At 71.1% G+C, this 15,424-nt stretch carries 14 protein-coding genes; 9 read left to right on the forward strand and 5 right to left on the reverse strand.

Annotation, left to right across the window (positions count from 1 at the left end):
* Positions 1-109: 109 nt before the first annotated feature.
* The 4 genes from AAC944_RS23010 to AAC944_RS23025 all read right to left on the reverse strand — a co-directional run bounded on the left by AAC944_RS23010 (position 110) and on the right by AAC944_RS23025 (position 5,045).
* Complete coding sequence (locus tag AAC944_RS23010) at positions 110-511, reverse strand: SCO4983 family protein (RefSeq protein WP_030623243.1); 402 nt, start codon at positions 509-511, stop codon at positions 110-112.
* An 83-nt stretch (positions 512-594) separates the two neighbouring features.
* On the reverse strand, positions 595-1,806 hold the full coding sequence (locus tag AAC944_RS23015) for a pyridoxal phosphate-dependent aminotransferase (protein ID WP_030623241.1): 1,212 nt from the start codon (positions 1,804-1,806) through the stop codon (positions 595-597).
* Positions 1,807-2,042: 236 nt separating this feature from the next.
* Positions 2,043-3,668: an N-acyl-D-amino-acid deacylase family protein gene (locus AAC944_RS23020; RefSeq protein ID WP_030623238.1), complete on the reverse strand. Its 1,626-nt coding sequence runs from the start codon at positions 3,666-3,668 to the stop codon at positions 2,043-2,045.
* A gap of 84 nt (positions 3,669-3,752) precedes the next feature.
* Positions 3,753-5,045: an amino acid deaminase gene (locus tag AAC944_RS23025; protein ID WP_030623235.1), complete on the reverse strand. Its 1,293-nt coding sequence runs from the start codon at positions 5,043-5,045 to the stop codon at positions 3,753-3,755.
* A 246-nt stretch (positions 5,046-5,291) separates the two neighbouring features.
* Between AAC944_RS23025 and AAC944_RS23030 the strand changes: the two genes are divergently transcribed.
* From AAC944_RS23030 to AAC944_RS23050, 5 genes are all read left to right on the forward strand, one after another.
* Positions 5,292-6,323, forward strand: a complete 1,032-nt coding sequence (locus AAC944_RS23030; protein WP_107054257.1) for a sugar kinase — start codon at positions 5,292-5,294, stop codon at positions 6,321-6,323.
* A complete protein-coding gene (locus AAC944_RS23035; protein WP_030623229.1) occupies positions 6,320-7,096 on the forward strand; it encodes an IclR family transcriptional regulator in 777 nt (258 codons plus the stop codon). The genes AAC944_RS23030 and AAC944_RS23035 overlap by 4 nt, the downstream gene beginning before the upstream one ends.
* Positions 7,097-7,104: 8 nt before the next feature.
* On the forward strand, positions 7,105-7,515 hold the full coding sequence (locus AAC944_RS23040) for a RidA family protein (protein WP_030265443.1): 411 nt from the start codon (positions 7,105-7,107) through the stop codon (positions 7,513-7,515).
* 176 nt (positions 7,516-7,691) lie between these two features.
* The gene (locus AAC944_RS23045; protein ID WP_030623227.1) at positions 7,692-9,164 is read left to right on the forward strand and encodes a GntP family permease; all 1,473 of its coding nucleotides are present in this window, start codon (positions 7,692-7,694) and stop codon (positions 9,162-9,164) included.
* Between the two features lie 93 nt (positions 9,165-9,257).
* Entirely contained in the window at positions 9,258-10,187 is a 930-nt protein-coding gene (locus AAC944_RS23050) for a trypsin-like peptidase domain-containing protein (RefSeq protein ID WP_030623223.1), read from the forward strand.
* Between the two features lie 114 nt (positions 10,188-10,301).
* On the opposite strand, the gene AAC944_RS23055 is transcribed toward AAC944_RS23050, so the two are convergent.
* The gene (locus AAC944_RS23055) at positions 10,302-11,258 is read right to left on the reverse strand and encodes a chitinase (RefSeq protein WP_037773375.1); all 957 of its coding nucleotides are present in this window, start codon (positions 11,256-11,258) and stop codon (positions 10,302-10,304) included.
* A gap of 683 nt (positions 11,259-11,941) precedes the next feature.
* Between AAC944_RS23055 and AAC944_RS23060 the strand changes: the two genes are divergently transcribed.
* From AAC944_RS23060 to AAC944_RS23075, 4 genes are all read left to right on the forward strand, one after another.
* A complete protein-coding gene (locus AAC944_RS23060; RefSeq protein WP_030623216.1) occupies positions 11,942-12,826 on the forward strand; it encodes a hypothetical protein in 885 nt (294 codons plus the stop codon).
* A gap of 154 nt (positions 12,827-12,980) precedes the next feature.
* Entirely contained in the window at positions 12,981-13,685 is a 705-nt protein-coding gene (cpaB, locus tag AAC944_RS23065) for a Flp pilus assembly protein CpaB (protein WP_030623213.1), read from the forward strand.
* An 8-nt stretch (positions 13,686-13,693) separates the two neighbouring features.
* Entirely contained in the window at positions 13,694-15,022 is a 1,329-nt protein-coding gene (locus tag AAC944_RS23070) for a CpaE/TadZ family protein (RefSeq protein ID WP_051872362.1), read from the forward strand.
* A 3-nt stretch (positions 15,023-15,025) separates the two neighbouring features.
* Positions 15,026-15,424, forward strand: a complete 399-nt coding sequence (locus AAC944_RS23075; protein WP_051872361.1) for a TadE/TadG family type IV pilus assembly protein — start codon at positions 15,026-15,028, stop codon at positions 15,422-15,424.

Below are 15,424 nucleotides of genomic sequence, written 5' to 3' on the forward strand. Positions count from 1 at the left end.
GACGTCACGAAAGGGCCCGTCACCGACCGGTGACGGGCCCTTTCGGGGTGGAACTCCGGGAACGGACGGGATGAGCACCACGGCCGCCCCCGGAGGTACGGGGCGGGGGTCAGGCCGTGGCCAGCTTCCCCGCGTCGTCGTGCAGCCGCAGCAGCTCGGCGGCGAGTGCGGCGGCCGCCTTGTCGGACCGGGAGTTGGCCACGACCAGGGCGTTCCCGGCGAGCGTGTGGGCGCGCCGGTGCAGCGAGGGCACCCGCTCCGGGTCGCCGCCGGACGGCTGGGCACGCAGCGGGTGGTCACCGCCGCGCAGCCGGGCGACCTGCTCGGCGAGCCGGTCGGCCGCGTCGTCGAGCGTGCGGTCCGGCGTCAGCGCGCGGAGTTCGTCGAGGGTGGTCAGCAGAGCGGTCAGATGCCCGGCGAGCCGGATGTCCAGTTCCTCCGCGCGGGAGCGGTGCGGGAAATCCTGCTCGGCCATGGAGTGGACCGACTTGGTGCGGATCGGCTCGTACATGGAATGGCCTCCTGGCAACGTCAGGAGACCATCCTACATTAGACGGAGTCTAAAGTTGTCCCACGTACAGCCGAAGGGTGCGCTCAGTACTGTCCGTAGCCGTCCAGGAAGGTGCCGATGCGGGTCACCGCGTCCGTCAGATCGTCCTTGTTCGGCAGCGTGACCAGGCGGAAGTGGTCCGGCTCCGGCCAGTTGAAGCCCGTACCGTGCACGATCATGATCTTCTCGGCGCGCAACAGGTCGAGCACCATCTGCCGGTCGTCCTTGATCTTGTAGACCTTCGGGTCCAGCCGCGGGAACGCGTACAGCGCACCCTTGGGCTTCACGCAGCTGACGCCCGGGATCTGCGAGAGCAGGTCGAACGCGGCGTCCCGCTGCTCCAGCAGCCGGCCGCCCGGCAGCACCAGGTCGTTGATCGACTGCCGGCCGCCGAGGGCCGTGGCCACCGCGTGCTGGGCCGGCATGTTGGCGCACAGCCGCATGTTCGCCAGGATCGTCAGCCCCTCGATGTACGAGGAGGCGTGCGCCTTCGGGCCGCAGACCGCGAGCCAGCCGCTGCGGTAGCCCGCCACCCGGTACGCCTTGGACATGCCGTTGAAGGTCAGCGTCAGCAGGTCGGGGGCGAGGGCCGCGAACGGCGTGTGGGTCACACCGTCGTAGAGGATCTTGTCGTAGATCTCGTCGGCGCAGACGATCAGATTGTGCCGGCGGGCGATCTCCGCGATGCCGCGCAGCAGCTCGTCGTCGTACACCGCGCCCGTGGGGTTGTTCGGGTTGATGACGACGATGGCCTTGGTGCGGTCGGTGACCTTCCGCTCGATGTCGGCCAGGTCCGGCATCCAGTCCGCCTGCTCGTCGCAGCGGTAGTGCACGGCCGTACCGCCCGACAGCGACACCGACGCCGTCCACAGCGGATAGTCCGGGGCCGGCACCAGCACCTCGTCGCCGTCGTCCAGCAGTGCCTGCATCGACATCTGGATGAGCTCCGAGACGCCGTTGCCGAGGTAGATGTCGTCGACCGAGAGCTCGATGCCGCGCGTCTGGTAGTGCTGCATCACCGCGCGCCGCGCGGACAGCAGACCCTTGGCGTCGCCGTAGCCGTGCGACGTACCGACGGTGCGGAGGATGTCCTCCAGGATCTCCGGCGGGCACTCGAAGCCGAACGCGGCGGGGTTGCCGGTGTTGAGCTTGAGGATGCGATGACCTGCCGCCTCCAGCCGCATCGCCTCCTCAAGAACCGGGCCACGGATCTCGTAGCAGACATTGGCGAGCTTGGTTGACTGGATCACCTGCATGTCCGCCACCTTACGGGCGTCCTACGAGGGCCGCCCGGTGTTATGTGCCACGCGCACGGCGGTACGGGCGCGGACGCCGGGTGGCGTTCCGCGCCCCTCGCTGCACATTCCAAGCCCCGGGCGACACGCGGCCGATTTTTCGCAAGTGGTCACCTTCGCGCGCTTCGCCATCGAAGCCGGACAACGGAATCCGCAGGTCGACCGGCCCTACGCCCGGACGCGGTGTGAGCTTCGACTCAGCCGCGGGCGCCGGGTGTCCGCCGTACCGACCGGCCCGCGAGGACGTCCGTACGCGTGCCGTCCTCGATCACGAAGCGGCCGTCGATCAGTACGTGCGGGATGCCGGCCGGGAGCGTGCGCGGCTCCTCGAAGGTCGACCCGGCGGCCACCGTCTCCGGGTCGAACAGCACCAGGTCCGCGCGGTAGCCCGCGCGGACGAGCCCGCGGTCCGGCAGCCGCAGCCGGGCCGCGGCGCGCCCCGTGAGGTGCGCGACGCACTCCTCCAGCGAGAGGATGCCCAGCTCACGGACGTACCGGCCGAGGTACTGGGGGAACGTCCCGTACGCCCGCGGGTGCGGCTTGGCGCCCTGGAGGATGCCGTCGCTGCCGCCCGTGTGCACGCGGTGCCGCATGATCTGCCGGACGTTCTCCTCGTGCCCGACGTGCTGCAGGATCGTCGAGCCGAGCCGGTCCTCGACGAGCAGCCGGCGGGCCGTGACCCACGGCTCCTCGCCGCGCTCGGCCGCGCTCGCGGCCACCGTCTTCCCGACGTACTCCGTGAGCGCGGGGTTCGAGACGCCGGAGATCTCGATCGTGTCCCACTCCATCGGGACGCCGTGGCAGCCGTCCGCGCCCTCGACCTCCATCACGTGCCGGATGCGGGCCGCCTCGGCGTCGTCGTGCAGCCGGGCCAGGATGGCCTCGGGCCCGCCCTCGCTCGCCCAGCTCGGCAGCATCGCGACCAGCGTCGTGCAGCCGGGGGTGTAGGGGTAGGTGTCGAGGCTGATGTCCGCGCCGGAGTCCAGGGCCTTGTCCAGCAGCGTCAGCAGCTCGGGCGCCCGGCCCTTGTTCACGCCGAAGTTCATGGTGGCGTGCGCGAGGTGCAGCGCACAGCCCGCCTCCCGCGTGAGACCGACCATCTCCTCGTACGCCTGGAGCGCGCCCGCGCCGTACGAGCGGTGGTGCGGGCAGTAGTAACCCTCGTAGCGGGCCACCACCCGGCACAGCTCGGTCAGCTCGGCGTCCGAGGCGTACATGCCCGGGGTGTAGGTGAGGCCGGAGGACAGGCCCACGGCGCCCTGCTCCAGACCCTCGGCCACCAGCTGCTTCATGTGGGCCAGCTCGGCGTCGGTGGCGGCCCTGTCGTCCCAGCCCAGCGCCAGCATCCGGACCGTGCCCTGCGGGATCAGGTACGCGGCGTTGACCGCTATGCCCTGGCCGTCGAACCCGTGGTCCAGCCGGTCCAGGTACTCGCCGACCGAGCGCCAGCTGAAGTCGATGTCCGCTCCGTCGCCGTTCCACCCCGCGATCTGGGCGCGGACCTCGGCGAGGGTCCGGTCGTCGACGGGTGCGTACGACAGGCCGTCCTGGCCGATGACCTCCAGGGTGACGCCTTGTGCGGCTTTCGCCTCGTGGGCCGGGTCACGCAGCAGGGCGAGGTCGCTGTGGGCGTGCATGTCGATGAAACCGGGGGCCAGCGCCAGGCCGGTCGCGTCGACGGTGCGGCGGGCCGACGGGCGGTCGCCGCCGTCCGGCTCGCGGTGGATCGCGGCGATCCGGCCCTCGGCCAGGGCCACGTCTGCGCGGTACGAGGGGCCGCCGGAACCGTCGATGACGCGTACGTCGCGCAGAACGGTGTCCATGAGGTGTTGCCTTTCCTCAGGCCGGTGCGGGGGACGCGGTCTGCGGCCGCGTCGTCCTCGAGCGCCGGACGGGCTGGAGGGGGATCAGAAGAACGTGCGGACGAACTCCGAGACCGTGCCGTCGGCCTCGACCAGGGGGATGAGCTGCCACTTGTCAAAGGACGTGCACGGGTGGGACAGGCCCATCCCGACCCAGTCGCCGACCTCCAGCTCGGTGCCGGGCTCGGTGCGGAGCCAGGCGTGCTGGTCGGAGAGGCCGGTCACGGCGACGCCCGTGGCGGGCCGCACGGAGCCGTCCCGGCCGGACCGCACCACCTGCGCCTCGGGCAGGTCCAGGTCGTACGCCGCGTCCCGCTTGCCCGCGTTGGCGAACGCCTGCTCGCCGTTGGGGCGCGAGACGACCTGCGCCCACAGCCGGAAGGCGGGCTGCAGGGCGCCCTCGTCGGGGTGCCGGTTGAAGGGGGTGAGGTGGCGGTAGTGGCCGTCGTCGTGCGAGACGTACGCGCCGGAGCGCAGCAGCTTCAGCACCGGCCGGGACAGCTCGGGCACCTCGGCGAAGACCTCGGCGACCGTGTCGAACCAGGCGCTGCCGCCCGCGCTCAGCACGATCTCGTCCAGGTCGGCGAAGCGGCCCGACTTGTCGAGGTCGACGACGAGCGCCACGAGGCGGCGCAGCCAGGCGGCCACCCGCTCGGCGTCCGCGTCCGGCACCTCGCCCTCGTACCCGGCGATGCCGACCAGGCGGAGGGTGTCCGCGGCGGCGATGGCGTTGGCCAGGTCCAGGCAGGTGGCCTCGTCCCGTACGCCGGTACGGGCGGCGTCACCGGCGCCCAGCTCGATGACGACGTCGACCGGGCGGGAGGCGCCGGCCTCGCGCAGCGCGGCGTCCATCAGCTCGATGCCGCGGAGCGAGTCGACGTAGCAGATGAAGCGGAAGTCCGGGTCGGCGTCGAGCTCGCCGGCCAGCCAGCGCAGCGCGGCGGCGTCGACCAGCTCGTTGGCGAGGAAGATCCGCTGGATGCCGAAGGCGCGGTAGACGCGGGCCTGGTGCGGTACGGCCGCCGTGATGCCCCAGGCGCCGTGCGCCAGCTGGCGGGCGAAGAGCTGGGGGGACATCGAGGTCTTGCCGTGCGGCGCGAAGGCGAGGCCGTGCCGGGCGGACCAGTCCTCCATGAGCGCGAGGTTGTGCTCGACCGACTCGGCGGAGAGGGCCAGGACCGGGGTGGTGAAGCCGCCGGTGAAGAGGTTGCGGCGCTGGGCCGCCAGGGCGCCGACCGTGAGTCCCTCCGCGTCCGGGGGGAGGGCCTTGAAGCGGTGGTCCACCCGTTCGTCGGCGAGCTGTCCGACGGCGCTGTCGGACCGGGGATCGGCGGCCATGGGGATCTCCTCAAATTCCTTGTTGCATCATCTGCAACGCCCATTGCGCATATCGCTGAGTGCTGTCTAGCATCCGATTCATCGTCGGGTCAATGGTGGGAAACCTTGTGACATCAAGGGCGCTGAACGCGCGTCCGTCACCCACCACGGCCCCGCAGCACACACCGCGAGGAGCAGGGAAACACCGTGACCACAGCGACCACGCCACCGCACGTCCCCGCCGACGTCGTCTGTCTGGGCGAGTCCATGGTCACCTTCCTGCCCGCACGCCCCGGCAGACTCGCCGACGTGCCCTCCTTCGACCGTGGCATCGGCGGCGCCGAGTCCAACGTGGCCTGCGCCCTGGCCGCCATCGGGCACACCGCGCGGTGGATCTCCCGGGTCGGCACGGACGGCTTCGGCGACCACCTCCTGGAGACCATCGCCGCGCACGGGGTCGACGTCGCGCACGTCCAGCGCGACCCGCGGCGCCCCACCGGCATCTACTTCCGTACCGCGGGCGAGCGCGCCACCGGCGCGGAGGGGGAGCCGGACGGGGAGCGGCTCGCCGAGGTCGTCTACTACCGCGCCGGCTCCGCCGCCTCGGCGCTCACCCCGGACCTGCTCGACGAACGGGCCCTGTGGGACGCCCGCGTCGTCCACGTCACCGGCATCACCGCGGCCCTCTCCGACGGCTGCCTCGACGTCCTGAGGACGATCACCGAACGCCGGCACGGGCGCCCCCTGGTCTCCTTCGACCTCAACTACCGCGTCGGCCTCTGGCAGGACCGCGCCGACCGGGCGCCCGGCACCCTCCTCGGCCTCGCCCGCGGCTGCGACCTGGTCTTCGTCGGCGAGGACGAGGCCGCGGCCGCCTGGGACGTGCACGGCCCCGCCGCCGTGCGCGAAGCCCTGCCCGAGCCCGGCGTCCTCGTCGTCAAGCAGGGCAGCGAGGGCGCCACGGTGTACGAGCGGCAGGCGGACGGCACCGACACCGTGACCTTCGCGCCCGCGCTCAAGGTCGACGTGACCGCGCCGGTCGGCGCCGGTGACGCCTTCGCCGCCGGGTTCCTCTCCGCTACCCTGCGCGGCCTGCCCGTCTTCGACCGGATACGGCACGGCCACCTCATGGCCGCCGCCTCCCTCACCGTCCCCGGCGACCTGGGCACCCCGCCCGCCCGGGAGCTCGCCGACCACCTCGTCGCGCTCACCCCCGAAGACTGGGGCACACTGCGACTCGGCCCCGGCTGGACGGAGAGCGGGGCCGAGGAAGTACGGGTGGAGGTCCCTACGTCATGAGTCAGACAGTCGACCGCGCACTGAGCATCCTGCCGCTGCTCGCGCAGGGGCCGGCCAACCTGGAGCAGGTCGCCGACCGGCTGGGCGTGCACAAGTCCACGGCCCTGCGGCTGCTGCGCACCCTGCACGAGCACGGCATGGTCTACCGCCAGGCCGACCAGCGCTACCGCCTGGGCGCCCGGCTCTTCGCCCTCGCCCAGGAAGCGGTGGAGAACCTCGACGTCCGCGACATCGCCCACCCCCACCTGGTCGAGCTCAACGAGAAGGTCGGCCACACCGTCCACCTCGCGGTGTACGAGGAGAACGAGGTCCTCTACATCGACAAGGTCGAGAGCCGCTACCCGGTACGGATGTACTCGCGCATCGGCAAGCCCGTCGCGATCACCGTCGCCGCGGTCGCCAAGCTGCTGCTCGCCGACCTTCCCGAGGCCGAGCGGCGCGCCGTCGCCGAACGGCTCGACTACCCCCAGTACACGGCCCGTTCGACACCCGACGCCACGGCCTTCCTGGCCGAGCTGGCCAAGGTGCGCGAACAGGGCTGGGCCACCGACCTCGGTGGCCACGAGGAGTCCATCAACTGCATCGGGGCACCCATCCGCGGTGCGGACGGCCGGCTGGTCGCGGCGATGTCGGTCTCCGCGCCGAACGTCGTCGTCTCCGCCGAGGAACTCCTCGCCCTGCTCCCGCTGGTACGCCGTACCGCGGACGCCATCAGCCGGGAGTACTCCGGCAACGGCCCGGTAAGAACCCCACAGGACCACAAGGAAGCCTGAGAACCACCATGACCGAGAAGACCGCCCTCACCCCGGCCACCCACACCACCCCGCCCGCCAAGTTCTCCCACGGTGTCAAGAAGGGCAACATCCTTCAGGTCGCCGGCCAGGTCGGCTTCCTCCCCGCCGAGGAGGGCAAGGCCCCCACCCCCGCGGGCCCGACCCTGCGCGAGCAGACCCTCCAGACCTTCGCCAACGTCAAGGCGATCCTCGAAGAGGGCGGCGCCACCTGGGACGACGTCATGATGATGCGCGTCTACCTCACCGACGTCGACCACTTCGCCGAGATGAACGAGATCTACAACGCCTACTTCGAGGAGCAGGGCCTGAAGGAGGCACCGGCCGCCCGTACGACGGTGTACGTCGGCCTGCCCAAGGGCCTGCTCATCGAGATCGACGCGCTCGCCGTCCTGAGCTGAGCCGCGCGACCCCTCCCGCTTCCGCACGGAAAGAGGCCCGGTCCCCTTGCCGTTAGCGCGAGTCCACCCCCCGCACCTGCACGACCTGCCGCACGGCGCGGCGTCCCGTACCGACGGGGCGCCGTGCCGCGGTCCCCCCTGCCTGGAAAACCCCTGCCTGACAACGGAGTCCTGCCATGTTCCTCGCCGCGGCCCCCACCCCAGCGCCACCACCGCACACCGGCGGACTGCTCGCGCTCATACCCGGTACGCCCGGACTGCTCACCGTCGCAGCCCTCGGCATCGTCCTGCTGCTCGTCCTCATCATCAAGGTCCGGCTGCAGCCCTTCGTCGCGCTGCTGGCCGTCTCCATCGCGGTCGGCCTGGCCGCCGGCCTCTCCGTCACCGAACTCTTCGGCACCGTCCAGAAGTCCGACGTCGTCTCGATGATCGAGAGCGGCATGGGCGGCATCCTCGGACACGTCGCGATCATCATCGGCCTGGGCACGATGCTCGGCGCGATCCTGGAGGTCTCCGGCGGCGCCGAGGTGCTCAGCGCCCGCCTGCTGCGTCTCTTCGGTGAGCGGCGCGCGCCCCTCGCGATGGGTCTCACCGGCCTGATCTTCGGTATCCCGGTCTTCTTCGACGTCGGCATCTTCGTGCTCGCGCCGATCGTCTACGCGGCCGCCAAACGGTCCGGCAAGTCGGTCGTCCTCTACGCCATGCCGCTGCTGGCCGGCCTGTCCATGACCCACGCCTTCCTGCCGCCGCACCCGGGTCCGGTCGCCGCGGCCGGTCTCTTCAAGGTCGACCTGGGCTGGATCATCCTGATGGGCCTGGTCTGCGGCATCCCGGCCGTACTCGCCGCCTGGGCGTACGCCGCGTGGATCGGCAAGCGGGTCCTCGTGCCCGTACCGCAGGACATGGTCGAGGCCGCCGAGGAGGCCAAGGCCGCGGTCGCCGCGGAGAAGGCGGCGGCGGGCGTCGACGCCGAGGAGAAGCCGGTACCGCTGGGCACCGTCCTCGCCATCATCGGCACCCCGTTGATCCTCATCCTGCTCGCGACCTTCTCCTCCATCGCGCTGGAGCCGTCCTCGGGCCGCTCGGTCATCGAGTTCTTCGGCCACCCCTTCACCGCGCTGACCATCGCGCTGATCCTGGCGTACTACCTCCTGGGCATCCGCCGCGGCTGGTCCCGCAAGTCCCTGGAGACGGTCTCCACCGCGTCCCTGAAGCCGGTCGGCAACATCCTGCTGGTCGTCGGCGCGGGCGGGATCTTCGGCGCGGTCCTCAAGGGCAGCGGCGTCGCGGATGCCCTCTCCGACACCTTCCACGATGTCGGCCTGCCGGTCATCGTGCTGGCCTGGCTGCTCTCGGTCGTCCTCCGCGTCGCGCAGGGCTCCGCGACGGTCGCCATCGTCACGACCGCCGGCATCGTCCTCCCCCTGGTCGAGTCCCAGCACCTCTCGCAGCCGCACCTGGCCCTGGTCATCATGGCCATCTCGGCGGGCTCGATCTTCGCCTCGCACGTGAACGACGGCGGTTTCTGGATGGTGTCGAAGTACTTCGGGATCTCCGAACGCGACACCCTCAAGACCTGGACGGTCCTGGAGTCGGTGCTCTCCGTCGCCGGCTTCGTGGTCGCCGCACTCGTCAGTCTGGTGATCTGACGCCCCATTGCCTTGCCGCCCCGGCGCCCGGAGTATGTGCATGACAACACCGGGGGGTGAAACCTCCGGTACGCATATCGGAGAGGACCCCACATGCACAGACCTCTCAGCGGCGCTCTCGCCGGCGCCGTACTCGGTGCGGCCGCCCTCGTGGGCGCCGGGGCCGGGCCCGCCGTGGCCGACGCGCACCTGCCCGGCACCGGCAGTCAGCAGGCCGGAGACCGGCAGGCCGTGGCCCAGGCTGAGGTTCAGCTCACGCAGCACAAGGTGAAGCAGCCCAGGGCCGTCAGCTTCGCCGGCACCGTGGCGCTCAGCAACTGCTCCGGTTCGGTGGTGCGGCTGCCGGTCTCCCAGGACACCGACAAGGCGCTGGTCATGTCCAACGGCCACTGTCTGGAGTCGGGCATGCCGGGCGCCGGCGAGGTCGTCGTCGACAAGCCGTCCAGCCGCAGCTTCACCCTCCTCAGCGCGTCCGGCGGCAACAAGGGAACGGTGCGGGCCAGCAAGATCGCGTACGCGACGATGACGGACACCGACGTCTCGCTGTACGAACTCACCTCCACGTACGCGGACATCAAGCGCAAGTACGGCATCAACGCGCTGGAGCTGGCGACCACGCGCCCGGCCCAGGGTGCGGCGATCAGCGTCGTCTCCGGCTACTGGAAGAAGATCTACTCCTGCAATGTCGACGGCTTCGCGCCGACCCTGAAGGAGGGGGAGTGGACCTGGAAGGACTCGGTCCGCTACACCTCCGGCTGCGACATCATCGGCGGCACCTCCGGCTCGCCGGTGGTCGACAACGCCACCGGCAAGGTCGCGGCGGTCAACAACACCCTCAACGAGGACGGCGGGCGCTGCACGCTGAACAACCCGTGCGAGGTGGACGCGAACGGCCAGGTGACCGTCCACCAGGGCATCGGCTACGCCCAGCAGACGTACGGCATACCGAAGTGCTTCGGTACGGGCAACAAGCTCGACCTGGGCCGGGAGGGGTGCACGCTGCCCGAGCCGGCCGGTGAGTGACGCCCACTCGGTGACGTGACGCAGGGCCCGCCGCCGGGGAGAGCCGGCGGCGGGCCCGTTCGCGGGCGGTGGGGTGACCCGCGGGTGGGGGTGGTCCGGGGGAGCGGCGGGCCGCTAGGGAAGGCCGTGCACGTGGCCGCCGACCTCGTTCGCGAAGGCGTCGCCGTTCGCCGCGTCCCAGTTGGTCGACCAGGTCATCGCGCCACGCAGGCCGGGATAGGCCTTCGGAGGTCTGAACGATCCGCAGCCGGTGCCCTTGGTGAGGCAGTCCAGCGCGTCGTTGACCACGGAGGGCGCGACGTAGCCGCTGCCGGCCGCCCGGGAGGACGCCGGTACTCCGATGCCCACCTGCGACGGATCCAGGCCGTTCTCCAGTTGGATACAGGCCAGCGAGGTGAGGAAGTCCACCGTGCCCTGGGCGTAGACCTTGCCGTCGCAGCCGTTCATGGAACCGCTGTTGTAGTACTGCATGTTGACCACCGTGAGGAAGTCCCGCACGGCCAGCGCGGTCTTGAAGTACTCGTTCTGCGGCGACTGCATGTCGATCGTCTGCGGCGCCATGGTGAGCACGAGACCGTCGTGCGCGGCGTGCAGCGACTTCAGTGCCTTGGTCATATAGGTGGAATCAAGGCCGTTCTCCAGGTCGATGTCGACGCCGTCGAAGCCGTATTCCGCCATCAGCTTCCCGACCGAATCCGCGAAGTTCTTCGCAGACGTGTCGTCGGCGACCGAGACCGCTCCCTTCTCGCCGCCGACCGAAATGATCACGGACTTGCCGGCCGCCTGCTTGGCCTTGATGTCCGCCTTGAAGTCGTCCACCGAGGCGTACCCGAGCGCCGGGTCGAGGGTGAAGCCGACCTCGCCCGGAGTGCCGGTGGCGTCGGCGAAGGCGACCGCGATGATGTCGTACGCGTCGGAGACGTCCCCGAGCTTCTGGACGGTGGCGCCGTTGTCGAAGTTCTGCCAGTAGCCGGTGACCGCGTGCGCGGGGACGGCACGGGCCGAACTGCCCTGTGTGACCTGCGCGTCCCGGTCGGCGGGTGCGGCCTGCGCGGCGCTCGCCGCCGTCATGCCGCCGGCCGCCAGTGCGGCCGCGGCCAGACAGCCGAGCAGTCTCTTCCTGAGCGGACGGGTTCCTGGTCGTGCGCGAACCACGACAGCCTCCGGTGGGGGGAGTGGGGATGTTACGGAGTACGCGATCAGGGGCCCCTGCGTGCTGCCGTACAACGTGGTCCAGACCAATGATTCTGTCAAGGCCTTTGTGTGAATAGGGAATTACCGCAGCCGTCCTTCGCGTATGCGATTACCGGAGCGGTGGCCCGCTTTTCTCCATTCCTTCGGCCGTCGATGTGCCGCCCGTGCCGAGCACGGAATTCGCGCGCGGCCGATGTCGCGTAAAAGGGGCGGGTCGGGCCGGAACGGTACGGAATGGCGAGGATGGAGCGGGGTATTCCGGCCGGTACGCCTCAACTGAACGGAAGATGATGGTAGTTATCGGCACATGGGTACCCTTGCCCGAGTTCGTCCCCGCGGCCGCGGAAAAGTTGTGCATTCAACTTCAATGGTGAGGGATAGATCGCGGTTGATCGGTAAATGATCTCCAGAATGGCTACCGTGAGAGCGTTGTGGTGACGGTCTCCGTAGCGGGCGGAGTGTTTTCCCACGCCTGGGACGCGGCTAAAGTCTGCGGAAGACAGGACACCGCAGCGAGGGAAGTTGTGGAGCGAGTGACGTGGTGAAACGGGGACACACACATGCCGACCGCGATAGCAGTCACCAGTCCTGATCTGGTGCTCGCGCCCCCGGACCGGATCACGCCGCCGGCGCATGTGCTCGGCCCCCCGGAACGCCAGTCGCTGGACGACGCGCTGTCCCAGATGCACTTCCTCCTGGAGCAGCACGGCCATGTCCTCGTCGTCCACTCCCGGTCGCTCCCGCAGGACCACGTACGCCGCCTGCACACCGTCCGCGCCGTCCTGGAGAGCGACCGCGTCGCGGTGATCGGCAGTGAGCTGCCGCCGCTCGGCGTCGGGCTGCTGGTCCGACAGTTACGCCAGCTGTCCGCCTACGACGTGGGCCCCGGTGTCCTGGGCGCGGCCGCCAGGCTGCTCACGTACTACATCCACGCCGGTGCGCTGCTGAACAGCGTGACCCGGCTCGACGCCGTGCCCGTCAGCCTCAAGGCGCACGCCAGGTCCTGGGTCCCCGGCTCGCAGTTCGCCGTGCTGGCCCACCCCACCCCGCAGCTGGTCATGCTCGGCACGGAGGAGGCCCGGCTGCCCGGCCCCGAGTTCGCCACCCAGCTGACGGTGGCCCAGGGGCAGTTCACCTCCGAGTGGGTGCACACCCTGGCCGGCCAGTGGTCCGTGCAGGCCGTGCAGCAGGCGGAACTCCCGGCGGAGTCCGCACGGTGGTGGGGCACCGGCAGACTGACCGAGTTCGCGGCCGGCATCGCGGACACCGCCGTACTCGCCCAGCTGGTCGCCTCCGTGCACCGCTTCCCCTGCCCCTGGTGCGGCCTGGAACTCATCGGTGACCGCTGCGCGTTCTGCGCCGCTCCCGCGCTCCCGGCCGGACACCGCAGCCCCTCCGGCACCCCCGCGGCCCGCGGAGCCGGACCGTCCGGCCGGTCGCGGTAGCGGCCATCCGGTGCGGCGGCCACAGTGGGCACATGGACGATTACTCGGCGACGGCGGTACCCCGCCCGGTCGCGGACCCACCGCACCCCGAACTCCCCCGCTTCATGCCCCGCCCCGCTCACCGTAACCGCCCTGAACGAGGTAGTCCGCAACCATGAACTCACGCCAGCGCCGCGGCATCATCCTGCTGCTCCTGTCGGTCCTGTGCGCATTCGGCGCCTTCGCCGGCGTCCTGTCGGTGATCAGCGACGTGGAGTCCAAGGTGGGCCCCGAGGTGACCGCCTATGAGCTCAAGGCCGACGTCGCCGCGTACAAGTCCCTGGAGGCGGGGCAGTTCCGGCAGATCCGGGTGCCCGAGCGCTGGCTGCCCAGAACCGCGGTGCGGGACCTGGACGAGGTGGTGGGCAGGATCGCGGTCAACCCGCTGCGGAAGGGCTCGCTGCTCCAGTCCGACATGGTCGCCGAGCGCCCGGCCCTCCAGCCGGGCCAGCAGGAGATCGCGATCATGATCGACGCGGCGACCGGCGTGGCCGGCAAGATCACCCCCGGAGCCTCGGTCAACATCTACGCCACCTTCGCCGGCAAGGAAGGCGACGCCGACAGCTCCAAGGTCATCGTCAGCAACGCCAAGGTCATCGACGTGGGCCGGCTCACCGCGCTCAAGCCGCGGCCGGGCGAGGCGCAGAACGGCGGCGGCGAGGCGGTACCGATCACCTTCGCGCTCAAGACCCTGGACGCACAGCGCGTGGCGTACGCGGAGTCCTTCGCCACCCACGTACGCCTGGCGCTGGTCGCGCCGGGCAGCGACGCCACCATCCCGGACGATCAGCGGGACTACACCCTGGCCGGGGACAAGTGAGGTAACGGATGGTCACACGAATCCTTCCGGCCGTCGGCGACGCCGACGCGGCCCGCTCGGTGACGACGCTGCTGAGCCAGCTGCCGGACGCCGAGCCCGCCCGGCCCGTCGCCGACTCGACGCTGCTGCTCGACACCCTCGCGCAGCTCGCCGGGGAGTCGGTCGCCGACCTGCCGGAGGTCGTCCTCGTGCACGAGCGCGTCGGCCCCGTGCCCGCGCTGGAGCTGGTACGCGAGGTCGCCCTCCGCTTCCCGGCGGTCGGGGTGGTTCTGCTGACCGCCGACGCCGGCCCCGGGGTGTACTCCGCCGCCATGGACGCCGGCGCCCGCGGCGTGGTCGGCCTGCCCCTCTCGTACGACGAACTCTCGGCACGGCTCCAGGCCGCCGCGAACTGGGCGACCGGCATGCGCCGCCACCTCACGGCCGACCCCACGCTGCCGGCCGGGTCCGGCGGCACGGTCATCACGGTCAGCGGCGCCAAGGGCGGTGTCGGGACCACCACGCTCGCCGTGCAGCTGGCGCTGGCGGCCCGGTCGGTGGGCACGCACGTGGCGCTGGTCGACATGGACCTCCAGAGCGGCGATGTCGCCTCCTACCTGGACGTGCAGTTCCGCCGGTCGATAGCCGACCTGGCCGGGATCAAGGACATCTCGCCGCGCGTCCTCCAGGACGTGGTGATGCACCACGAGACGGGCATCGGGCTGCTGCTCGCGCCGGGCGAGGGAGAGCGCGGCGAGGAGGTGGACGAGCGGACCGTCCGCCAGGTCATCGGCGCGCTGCGCAGCCGGTACCACGTGGTGATCGTCGACTGCGGGGCCCAGCTGACCGGTGCGAACGCCGCCGCCATCGAGACGGCCGACGGCGCGGTGCTGGTCGTCACCCCGGACGTGGTCACCGTACGGGCCGCCAAGCGCACCGTACGGATGTGGGACCGCCTCCAGGTGCGCAAGGCCGAGGACACCCTCGCGGTGGTCAACCGGCACACCCGCGGCACGGAGATCCAGCCGCCGCTGGTCCAGCGGATCGTCGGCACCCAGGTGGCCCGGACGGCCGTGCCCGCCGGGTTCAAGGAGCTGCAGCCCGCGGTCGACTCGGGCCGGATGCAGGATCTGGACGACCGGGGCACGGTCAAGCAGGCGATGTGGGCGCTGGCCGGCGAACTGGGCCTGGGCCAGGGCCCCGAGGACGGCCCGGTGGGCCACGGCCGGAGCAGGCGCAGCAAGTACCGGAACGACCGGGGCTCGATCGGCGTCCGGCGCCGCAGGGGCGGCCACGGCGGCGCAGGCCGGGGCCGCGGGGGCGCCCCCGCCGCCGGCAGACCGGCAGGGGAGGGCTGACCTATGACGGCCTGGCGGGTACGTGTCGCGCGGCGCGTGCGGCGGATGCGGGCGGACCGGGGGCAGGTGGCGGTCGAGTTCCTCGGCATGCTGCCGCTCATCCTGGTCACCCTGGTGCTGCTGTGGCAGTGCGCGCTGGTCGGCTTCACGTACACGCTGGCCGGAAACGCCGCCGACGGGGCGGCGCGGGCTGCGGGCTCCGGCGGCCCCGGGGCGTGCGAGCGCGGCGGGACGCAGGACCTGGGGGCGAGCTGGCGGGCCACCGCCACCGTCTCGTGCAAGGTCGTGCCCGGCCTGGTCAAGGCCGAGGTCACCCTCAAGGTCCCGGTCCTCTTCCCCGGCTCCGTCGACTTCCCGTTCGACGTCCAGGGCGAGGCTGCCGCCGTCAAGGAGGAGGACTGA

This window comes from Streptomyces sclerotialus (assembly GCF_040907265.1).
Classification (GTDB): domain Bacteria; phylum Actinomycetota; class Actinomycetes; order Streptomycetales; family Streptomycetaceae; genus Streptomyces; species Streptomyces sclerotialus.

What these genes read in the sequence shown, in the direction of transcription:
- AAC944_RS23030 (WP_107054257.1), top strand. Translation starts at nt 5,292, where the DNA reads ATGGTCACCTTCCTGCCCGCACGCCCCGGCAGACTCGCCGACGTGCCC.
- AAC944_RS23070 (WP_051872362.1), top strand. Translation starts at nt 13,694, where the DNA reads ATGGTCACACGAATCCTTCCGGCCGTCGGCGACGCCGACGCGGCCCGC.
- AAC944_RS23020 (WP_030623238.1), bottom strand. Translation starts at nt 3,668, where the DNA reads ATGGACACCGTTCTGCGCGACGTACGCGTCATCGACGGTTCCGGCGGC.
- AAC944_RS23055 (WP_037773375.1), bottom strand. Translation starts at nt 11,258, where the DNA reads ATGACGGCGGCGAGCGCCGCGCAGGCCGCACCCGCCGACCGGGACGCG.
- AAC944_RS23025 (WP_030623235.1), bottom strand. Translation starts at nt 5,045, where the DNA reads ATGGCCGCCGATCCCCGGTCCGACAGCGCCGTCGGACAGCTCGCCGAC.
- AAC944_RS23075 (WP_051872361.1), top strand. Translation starts at nt 15,026, where the DNA reads ATGACGGCCTGGCGGGTACGTGTCGCGCGGCGCGTGCGGCGGATGCGG.
- AAC944_RS23060 (WP_030623216.1), top strand. Translation starts at nt 11,942, where the DNA reads ATGCCGACCGCGATAGCAGTCACCAGTCCTGATCTGGTGCTCGCGCCC.
- AAC944_RS23015 (WP_030623241.1), bottom strand. Translation starts at nt 1,806, where the DNA reads ATGCAGGTGATCCAGTCAACCAAGCTCGCCAATGTCTGCTACGAGATC.
- AAC944_RS23035 (WP_030623229.1), top strand. Translation starts at nt 6,320, where the DNA reads ATGAGTCAGACAGTCGACCGCGCACTGAGCATCCTGCCGCTGCTCGCG.
- AAC944_RS23045 (WP_030623227.1), top strand. Translation starts at nt 7,692, where the DNA reads ATGTTCCTCGCCGCGGCCCCCACCCCAGCGCCACCACCGCACACCGGC.
- AAC944_RS23040 (WP_030265443.1), top strand. Translation starts at nt 7,105, where the DNA reads ATGACCGAGAAGACCGCCCTCACCCCGGCCACCCACACCACCCCGCCC.
- AAC944_RS23050 (WP_030623223.1), top strand. Translation starts at nt 9,258, where the DNA reads ATGCACAGACCTCTCAGCGGCGCTCTCGCCGGCGCCGTACTCGGTGCG.
- cpaB (WP_030623213.1), top strand. Translation starts at nt 12,981, where the DNA reads ATGAACTCACGCCAGCGCCGCGGCATCATCCTGCTGCTCCTGTCGGTC.
- AAC944_RS23010 (WP_030623243.1), bottom strand. Translation starts at nt 511, where the DNA reads ATGTACGAGCCGATCCGCACCAAGTCGGTCCACTCCATGGCCGAGCAG.